This is a genomic window from Corynebacterium sp. ES2794-CONJ1 (assembly GCF_025660615.1).
Classification (GTDB): domain Bacteria; phylum Actinomycetota; class Actinomycetes; order Mycobacteriales; family Mycobacteriaceae; genus Corynebacterium.
This window is the reverse complement of sequence record NZ_JAOTIM010000001.1, coordinates 513,169-522,534: the sequence shown is the minus strand read 5'-3', so window position 1 is coordinate 522,534 and position 9,366 is coordinate 513,169. Positions and strand designations below refer to the sequence as shown.

The 9,366-nt window shown below is 53.0% G+C and carries 5 protein-coding genes and 1 pseudogene; 4 read left to right on the top strand and 2 right to left on the bottom strand.

Annotated elements, in window-relative coordinates; all coding sequences use genetic code 11:
* Positions 1-140: pseudogene (locus N7326_RS02365) on the top strand (glutamine synthetase); the annotation flags it as partial.
* A gap of 273 nt (positions 141-413) precedes the next feature.
* On the opposite strand, the gene N7326_RS02360 reads toward N7326_RS02365, so the two are convergent.
* Positions 414-554: a hypothetical protein gene (locus N7326_RS02360; protein WP_259080339.1), complete on the bottom strand. Its 141-nt coding sequence runs from the start codon at positions 552-554 to the stop codon at positions 414-416.
* Positions 532-3,330: a DUF5979 domain-containing protein gene (locus N7326_RS02355; protein WP_263088091.1), complete on the bottom strand. Its 2,799-nt coding sequence runs from the start codon at positions 3,328-3,330 to the stop codon at positions 532-534. Before N7326_RS02355 ends, N7326_RS02360 begins: the two co-directional genes overlap by 23 nt.
* A gap of 408 nt (positions 3,331-3,738) precedes the next feature.
* Here N7326_RS02355 and N7326_RS02350 point away from each other — a divergent pair, with 408 nt between their 5' ends.
* From N7326_RS02350 to N7326_RS02340, 3 genes are all read left to right on the top strand, one after another.
* Entirely contained in the window at positions 3,739-5,079 is a 1,341-nt protein-coding gene (locus N7326_RS02350; protein WP_259080341.1) for a glutamine synthetase family protein, read from the top strand.
* A 198-nt stretch (positions 5,080-5,277) separates the two neighbouring features.
* Positions 5,278-8,421, top strand: a complete 3,144-nt coding sequence (locus tag N7326_RS02345) for a bifunctional [glutamine synthetase] adenylyltransferase/[glutamine synthetase]-adenylyl-L-tyrosine phosphorylase (protein WP_263088090.1) — start codon at positions 5,278-5,280, stop codon at positions 8,419-8,421.
* Positions 8,422-8,592: 171 nt separating this feature from the next.
* Positions 8,593-9,240 (top strand): biliverdin-producing heme oxygenase, encoded by a 648-nt coding sequence (locus tag N7326_RS02340; RefSeq protein WP_259080346.1) that lies wholly within the window; start codon positions 8,593-8,595, stop codon positions 9,238-9,240.
* The last annotated feature ends 126 nt before the right edge of the window (positions 9,241-9,366 follow it).

The following is a 9,366-nucleotide window of genomic DNA, read 5'->3' as shown; positions in this document are numbered from 1 at the left end:
CGCATATGTCGCTATTTGAAGGTGATGTTAATGCTTTCCATGATCCTGATGATGAGTATTCGCTTTCGCAGACTGCGAAGCATTTTATTGCCGGCATTTTAACCCACGCCCATGAGATCTCAGCGATAAGTGATCAATATTAACTGTGCGTGGTTGGGGGCATTGAGAGGGAGGTGTGGGAGAGTAGGTTCGGGTTGTCTATGCTGGTCCTTTCTATGGCGGCGGGGATGTAGATGGTGTTTCTTCTAATTTGAGGTGTATTGGTGGTGATGGATAGCAGTTCTGTGCAATTTCGTAAGTCACAGGAGGGAGTAGCTGACTAGATAGGAAGCAGGGATGATGCAATCGAATTCGATCGCATCATCCCTGCTTTGTTTGACGGCTCTTAGCCCTTTCAGATAAAGGTACGGGGACTATGAGCTCTTTTTCGTAGTGGTGGTCAAGGCCATGCCTCCAAATGCCACGATGAGTCCTGCAAGGATGAGCCACAGGACGCGGGCGCCAATTGTTGCGAGAATAGCTCGAGCGTGCCTACGACGCTTGGTTTTGCTCAACAGCTATGTGCTTGACAATGCCCTTTTTGAGAGGCTGATTGGAGTGCGTTTTTGGGAGGGCCGGCTTTGGGTGCGCCGCTGGCCAGAATGGTGCCGGATGAGGCAAAATTGCGAGGATTGCTGGGATGAGCAGCAAAATCGCGGCGACTAGTCCCCACCACCACGGTACGGAGGAGGTGTTGAGTACCTCGACCTCCAGAGGCTCGTTGGCGGTGTTGGGTTCAATAGATACCGTCACACTTCCGTCTGCGTTTTCAACGAGGGCCTGATCTGAATCCCCGAGAATGCTAAATCTTGGTGCATTCCAGGTGACGAGTGCGGAACCTTCAGGTAGCGTCTCTGAGAGCGTTACTTCGGTGCCAACCGGCAGGCTCTCTAAGGTGAAGCGCTCGTCTTCTTTGATGGTGAAGTCGAGGGTCTTCTCGCTCTGGGTATTTTTATCCATCCAGGTTGCCTGCATGGCGTATTCGTAATCCTGTGAGGACGAGCCTGAGCTCAGGGAGGCTGGACCTTCAACGTGCTTGATAAGTGCTATCGAACCCATGTCGATGACACCGGCGTCCCACGTGGGATCGATACCCCCGGTGGCGCTGAAGGGCTGGTCGGTGTATTCCGTTGCACTTTGCAGGTTGGGGTTATCGGGGCCGAGTTCGAAATTGGCGCTCGTCCCCAACAGTGCGGGATCAGTATTGGAGTCGGAGTCTACGGACTGATCGCTCCCTGTGGTAAAGGACGTGAAAGAGTAGATCTCTTTTTGATCATCGGTGAGTTCGAACTTAACCTGGTAAGTGTCGGCTGGGAGGCTGTCAAAAATGTAGCGGCCGTCCTGGTCTGTTGTGGTGGTTTGGGTGGTGCCATCACTACTGATGAGGGTGACTTTTACACCTTCCAGTGGATTCTCACCTGGTGTTTGTTGACCATCCTGGTTGGTGTCAATCCAGACATAATCACCTACTGCATAAAGTCTATCTGAATAGGTGTTGGTGATTACAACGGGTGGGGTATCTACGGCAACCTTTATGTCTTTACCACCGGTGACCTTGAGGATAAATCCGGGGATTTCAGCGGCATCTCGATCTTCGATGACGGAGCAGGTAGCACCGAGGGGGACGTTTGTGATTTCTTCTTGATTGGCTCCTATGATGGTGAGCTCGCCTGTTTTGACTTCGGTTCCATCTTTGACGCAGGTATAGGTGAAGGCGAAGGCCTTCGTGTCTGTTTCAGCACTTTCTGCACCTGACACTTTTTTCTGAACCGTGATGTTAGTTAGAGCGGGTTTGAATGTGTTGGTGGCGTTGATCTCGGTGACGCCCTTGTTGCGCACGGTGAACGTGACCGATTGCTTGTCAGCTGCGATGACAACGTCATCGTTAGGGCCAGTGGTGCCTAGTTTGCCTTCGCCGAAAACGAGTGTGCTGGCAGTGTATCCGGGAATGTCGCCCGGGATCGTCTCAGTAATGTGAACTTCAGTGCCGGCAGGTAGGTTTTCGAGTTTGGCTGCGTTTTCCTCGCCCTCGCCAGCGGTGAGGGTTTCGTATCTGGGAGTTTCACCTGGTTCGGTGATTGTTGCGTTAAACGTTGCTTGATAGTCGCTGGGGAGTAGGTTATTTGCGACGCCGTTCACGCTCTTGAACAGGTTAACGTTACCGAAGCCCTCTTGACCGGAGCCATACGCGGAAATTACATTCTTAGCAGTAAGGGAAACCGAGACCTCCGTATCATCAACGGTAGCGGTGTTGTTGACCTTATCACCCGCCTGGTGGAACGTGGGTGGCACCGTGGTGCGAATCTGCGCGAGATAACGATAGTTATCTTCAGTGTTCAAAATCCTTATACGAGCAACGTTTCGGCCTTGATCGTCGATAGACCACTCAACTCGGAATTCACCTGTGGTTAGTTCGGTGGCAGTTCCTTTGCCCTCTGATACAAGTCCCCAGGAACCCCCTTCTGATGGTTCGGTCTCTTTATTGCGTCTTAAAACGGAGACGGACTGTTGCAACGTCGACGTGTCGGTAGATTCGTCGCGCTCGATAGGTTTGTCGAAGGCGTCGGTGATAACAACATCAGAGCCGGTTCCCGGGGCGTATATATTCCACACTATACGGGCTTCACCGCCGCTAGAGCCGGTAACTCCTTGATAGGTACCTTTCTTTGCTGGATTGTCTAATGCCGGTTCCGTTTTTGGGGCATCTACTTTGGGTTTGATCCCGCTAGCGATTGAGTTATCGCTTGCGATTGAGCTCAGATCAATGGTCGCACCCGAACCTCCGATTGGTACGGAAATATCGGTGATTGTTTCTTGTTTTACCAAGAAGATATTTGAATCGTAGCCGCCTTTAAGTTCTTGCTTATCCGTGACAAAGCTGGTAAACGTGCAAGTTACCTTTTTGCTTTCTTGAATGCAGTCGGCAATGGGATCCCCCGTGGCGTCTATCATTGCTACTGAAGCTTCCGGGAAGGCTGCCCATGAAGGCAGTTCGAACGTAATGAAGTCTCCTGGTTTGGCCTCCTCGGGGGTGCCGGCGTACGCACTGGCATCCCACGTCATGGAAAGTTTGACGCTCTCACCAACAGTGAGGGGCGAATCTGGAGTGAGACCTGATCCTCGTTCGAGGGTGACTTCCTTAACGTAAAGGTCAGTTCGATCCATGCCCTGAGCGCGGGCCGATGGTACAGCATAGAGGGCTGTAAAAAACACCGCTAGAATCGATAGCAGAGTAGTTAATACCCTAAACGATCTGGCATCTGAGACGCCTAAGGGCCTGGGATAATTCACGGGTTCCTTTCTCGAATTTGCCACCTCAAGCTCTGGTTGAACCAAAGTGTGAACAAACTCCTTGACTGTGCCGCCCGGAGGCGTGCCTAGTTTTTGCACATCGTGCAAAACTAGGCAAACGAGCACCGTAAGCTTTACTGTAGATTAGCTACCAGTATGTCGCAGTAAATTACCAACCATTTAGTATGACGGCAGTCAATTTCACGGAAGTCTCTAAGAAAAACCTTTGAGTTTTGTACTTTTCTTTTAGAAACTATCGTATGGCGCAAATAAATCCCACGCTCAGGGGATATCGGCTTCAATATGTAGCTCGCACGAGCAAAACAAAAACCACCGCAAAGGGCGTACCCCCAGAATCTGGCACTTTCTCTATCGCCTGGAAAGAAGTCAGGCGTTAAGCTATTGTTCATGGATTCTCAACAGGAATATGTGCTGCGTACCTTAGAAGAGCGCGATATTAGGATTGTACGTTTGTGGTTTACCGATATCATTGGTTCTTTAAAATCGGTGGCTGTGGCCCCAGCGGAGCTCGAGTCTGGGTTTGCTGAGGGTATTGGTTTTGATGGGTCAGCGATCGAGGGTTTTAGTCGAGTATCGGAGTCCGATACTATCGCGATGCCTGATCCATCGACATTCCAGCTTCTGCCTTTTAACGGCGAGGATTCGCGTTTCCAAGCTGCGCGTATGTTCTGCGATATTCTAACCCCTGATGGTAAGGCCTCGTGTGCGGATCCCCGCCAGGTACTACGTCGACAGGTACGCGCTGCTGCGGAGGAGGGGTTTGAGTGTGCGGTGAGTCCGGAGTTGGAGTTTTTCCTTGTGGAAGAACTGAGGGTTGATGGGCAGTCTCCTGTGCCTACGGATAACGGTGGGTATTTTGATCAGTCGAGCTATAATATCGCTCCACAGTTTCGTCGTGATGCGATGATTGCTTTGGAGGAGATTGGTATTCCGGTGGAGTTTTCTCATCATGAGACCGCTCCTGGGCAGCAAGAGATTGACCTCCGTCACGCGGATATTCTCACTATGGCGGATTCGATTATGACGTTTCGCTATTTAATCAAGCTCATAGCCCAGCGCAATGGGGTGGGTGCTACCTTCATGCCCAAGCCTTTTAGAGATCATGCGGGTTCTGCTATGCATACGCATATGTCGCTATTTGAAGGTGATGTTAATGCTTTCCATGATCCTGATGATGAGTATTCGCTTTCGCAGACTGCGAAGCATTTTATTGCCGGCATTTTAACCCACGCCCATGAGATCTCAGCGATCACTAATCAGTGGACTAATTCTTATAAGCGCCTGCTCTTCGGTAATGAGGCGCCCACCGCCGCGACGTGGGGGGTGAGTAATCGCTCAGCAATGGTGAGGGTGCCCACCTACCGGTTGGCTAAGGAACAATCACGCAGGGTAGAGATTAGAACCCCAGATTCAGCATCGAATCCCTATCTTGCCTTCGCGGTTCTTTTAGGGGCTGGATTGAAGGGTATCCGTGAAGGCTATGAACTCATTGAGCCTGCTGAGGATGATATTGCAGCGCTGAGCCGCCGCGAGCGTATCGCTTTGGGCTACCGTGATCTTCCTGGTTCCCTCGACCAAGCGCTGCGTACGATGGAGCGTTCGGAATTTGTGGCCGATATTTTAGGTGAGCATGTTTTCGAGTATTTCCTCCGCAATAAGTGGAGCGAATGGCATGACTATCAGCGTCAGATCACTAGCTGGGAACTAAAGCACAGTCTCATGTTCTAGTTTCTCTCGGCACAACGGGCAGGGTCGACAGAGCCAATGAGAACCACAAGAGCGACAGAGGCGATTGGAACTGCTGGGACGACTGGGTCAACAGGGATGCAGTATAACCACTCTCTTCTTCACCCAGCCCCAGGCCCAGCCTAGCACCAGCCCAGCCCAGCCCCAGGCCCAGCCCCAGGCAAAGAAAGACTATTCGCAATGAATACGAGCCAACACACCCCCGTATCCCATATCGCTGCAGCGCGCTCCGCACTCCCATCACTGGCAGTGCTGAGTTTGAGTGGCCCGCATGCGCACCAAGACCTTCTCGATCTCGGCTGGTGGAACGAGCAATCGCTCGATATTTTGTGGGATTTAGGTGGTGTGGGAGATCCGCAGCTGGCACTCAACTCCCTGGTGAGGCTTTTCGCCGCGCTAAAAGACCTGAAAGAGAAAGAAAACGATAGCGAGAAACTGTCAGCAGAGATCCGTGAGAACGCCACCTTCCGGATGCGGCTTTTTTGTCTTTTAGGGGCCTCGGCAGCATTGGGCGACTACCTCATTGCCAACCCGGCATCGTGGCCAAGTCTCGCCAACGAGGCCCCCACGCGCACAGAGATGTTCCATACTCTTTTAAGTGTCGTTGAGGCGCAACCAGCTGAGTTCGAGGTGGAGGAAGGTGACGAGTATATAGATCCCGCCACGACTTCTCTCGATAGGCCGGGCACCTATCGGGCAGCCTTCGCAGGGCAATCAGCCGAGCGTGCCTTAAGCACCGCCTATACCGGCCTGCTCATGAGGATAGCCGCGCACGATGTGGCGGGGACTTTTGCAGGAAAAAGCGGGAAGAGATCCCAACCGCGCATAGAATTTCGCACGATTACCCACCAACTCAGTGATCTCGCGGATGCCGCTCTCACGGCAGCGCTCGCTGTTGCGGTGCGATCTGTTTATAACGATCTTCCCGTAGACAGCAGGCTGGCGGTGATGGCCATGGGTAAATGCGGTGCTAGGGAATTGAACTATATCTCTGATGTTGATGTCATCTTTGTTGCTGAGCCAGCCAATACCCATGCCACCCGCACCGCCAGCGAGCTTATTCGGACCGGCTGTCGGTGTTTCTTCGACGTCGATGCTGCCCTGCGCCCCGAGGGCAAACGCGGCGCTTTGGTGCGCACCCTGGAATCCCATCGTTCTTATTATTCGCGCTGGGCGCAGACCTGGGAATTTCAGGCCCTTCTCAAGCATCGCCCCATGACGGGAAATATGGCCTTAGGACATGCCTATAGTGAGCAGCTCTCACCGATGGTGTGGTCGGCTAGCCAACGGGAGGATTTCGTCGGTGATATTCAAGCAATGCGGCGTCGCGTTTTAGATAATGTCCCCGACGAGCTTAAGGAGCGCGAACTCAAACTGGGGGAGGGAGGTTTGCGCGATGTGGAATTCGCTGTCCAGCTCCTCCAATTAGTTCACGGTCGCTCCGATGAAAGCTTAAGAACCCTTGCTACCGTCGATGCCCTTCATGCGCTGATAACCGGAGGCTATATTGGCCGCGAAGACGGAAGATCACTCATCCAGTGCTATGAATTTCTTCGGCTTTTAGAACATCGCCTTCAATTGCAGAAAGTCAGGCGGACCCATACTCTGCCAGCTGCTGAGCAGAAGCATGCGCTGCGCTGGCTGGCGCGAGCAGCAGGATTTCAATCCTCCCTGCTTAATAGCCGCACCACTAGCTCCACGGGTGCGATGCTAGAAGAGTTGCGCACGGTACGTTTGAAAATCTCCACATTGCACCGTCAGCTTTTTTATCGCCCACTGCTTGATTCGGTGGTCAACCTTTCCGTTGATCAGATCAAATTATCCCCAGAGGCAGCGCAGCTGCAGTTGGCCGCTCTTGGCTATAAATCACCTGCGCGGGCATTCGAACACCTCAAAGCGCTCGCAGCTGGAAATACTAGGCGCGCTAAGATTCAGGCGATGCTCCTTCCCACTCTCCTGGAGTGGCTGAGCGGTAGTGCCGACCCTGACGCAGGGCTGCTGAACTACAGGAAGCTCTCAGAACAGGCTATGCATCGCACCTGGTTCCTGCGGCTTTTGCGCGACGAGGGAATTGTGGGCAAAAGGTTGATGCATATCTTCGGCAATTCTCCCTTTACCGCTGAACTCATTATTTCCGCCCCTGATATCATCAAACAGCTCGGCGATGGGGCGACGGGGCCGAAACTCCTCGAGGTTAAACCCGGTAGTGTTTCTCAGGCCTTAGTGCGCGCCGCTGCGCGCCAGACGCATCCCGAGCGAGCAATCCAGGTCGCGCGGAGTTTACGGCGCAGTGAATTAGCCCGTATCGCTAGTGCAGATCTTCTGGGATTGATGGAAGTTGTAGAGGTATGCCAAGCATTATCCGGAGTGTGGACAGCCGTGCTCGAGGCGGCCTTACAGGCAGAGATTGCCGCTAGTATGCCTCCCGATGGAGTGGTGCCCGCACGAATCGCAGTCATCGGGATGGGGCGTCTAGGTGGTGCTGAGTTAGGTTATGGGTCTGATGCAGATGTGATGTTTGTATCTGCCGCGAACGACGGATCCGATGAGCATGAGGCTCTCCGATGGGCTGGTGGGGTATGTGAAAGGATGCGCAAGCGATTGGCTAAACCCTCCGGTGATCCACCCTTGGATGTCGATCTTGGTCTTCGCCCTGAGGGGCGCTCGGGCGCAGTTGTTCGTACCTTGGAAAGCTATCACCAGTATTATTCTCGGTGGGGTGAGACCTGGGAGATCCAAGCTCTATTACGGGCGCGCTGGGTAGCGGGGGATGCAGAATTAGGCTCAGATTTCACCGCTATGGTCGATCGTTTCCGCTATCCCGATGGCGGGGTGGATCAGTCCGTGATTCGCGATATCCGCCGCATGAAAGCACGAATTGACCATGAGCGCCTCCCGCGCGGGGCCGATCGCCACACCCACACAAAGCTCGGTCGGGGTGGTTTGGGTGATATCGAGTGGACTGTGCAGTTATTGACCTTGATGCATGCTGATGCCTATCCAGATCTAAAAACCCCCTCGACCCTTAAGGCTCTGGAGGTTATTGCTAGGCACCAGCTCATTAGTCCAGCGAAGGTTAGCCAGCTCGTTGATGCGTGGACCATGGCTACGAATGCTCGCAATGCCACGGTCCTCGTGCGCGGCAAACGCGCCGATCAACTCCCTCCTCCCGGTCCTGGTTTAGCCCAGGTGGCAGGCGCTGCAGGGTGGGATCCGGAGGATTCCCAGGGTTTCTTAGAAGAATATTTAAAGCTAACGCGCAGGGCGCACAATATTGTCGACGAAGTATTTTGGGGCGAGTCTTTAGGAGATCACCAAGACTAATTAACGGGCTTATTCTTCTCCTTTGGTGGCAGGGAAGAATCAACCAAAGAGATGATAGTAATGAAGGCTTACCTAAGTTAGGCTAGCGTTGGATTGTCAGCTCATGGTCTACGAGGTTTGGCTGACAAGGATTCCAGCATTACTCGCACTATTTCAACCAAAAGGAGCTCCATGACCACCACCACGGCCCCACTATCTGCCGAATTGAAGTCATCAACGGCAGCCGCTCACGAACAAGCGGAACACTCGTCCTATATGGACGACCTCATTGGTGGAAACCTCAATCAAGCCGCTTTTATCGCCCTACAACAGCAGGCATATCTCTTCTACCAAGCTTTAGAAGAGGCAACAGATGCAATCCGTGAGAGTGGTTTCGCCGGGGCGCTGTTAGATCCAGTTCTCAACCGCACTGACAAGCTTGCCAAAGATCTTGAAGTGCTCACCGGTGCCACGTGGAAGTCTCAGATCCGCCCGCTGCCAGCAACAAATGAGTATATTGCGAGGCTTCATGATATTCGTGATACCCTTGACGGCCCGCGCCTGGTGGCGCACCACTACGTCCGTTACCTCGGCGATCTCTCGGGCGGCCAAGTCATCGCACGGATGATGTCACGCCAGTACAATATCGGCCATGAAGCCTTGACCTTCTATGCCTTCCCTGAGATTGCCAAGCTCAAGCCGTATAAGGACCGCTACCGTGAGGAACTAGATACCCTCAACCTCACAGCCGATGACCGCGACCGTTTGGTGCGTGAAGCTAGCGACGCTTTCGTTTTTAATCACAATCTCTTCGCGGATCTCGATCGGGTTGTCCGTTAGGATCCTTTGAGGTCGCTAGGCTGCGACGATTCGGCCACAAGCAATTCTGTCTTTGAAAAAAGGGGAGCTGTTATATTACCCGCGCAGCAGGTATGTGTCAGTGGTCTAGTTCCTTGAGGGTCAACG

Bases quoted from the DNA above. Each gene is read 5' to 3' on its own strand.
- N7326_RS02340 (WP_259080346.1), top strand. From the start codon at position 8,593: ATGACCACCACCACGGCCCCACTATCTGCCGAATTGAAGTCATCAACG.
- N7326_RS02345 (WP_263088090.1), top strand. From the start codon at position 5,278: ATGAATACGAGCCAACACACCCCCGTATCCCATATCGCTGCAGCGCGC.
- N7326_RS02350 (WP_259080341.1), top strand. From the start codon at position 3,739: ATGGATTCTCAACAGGAATATGTGCTGCGTACCTTAGAAGAGCGCGAT.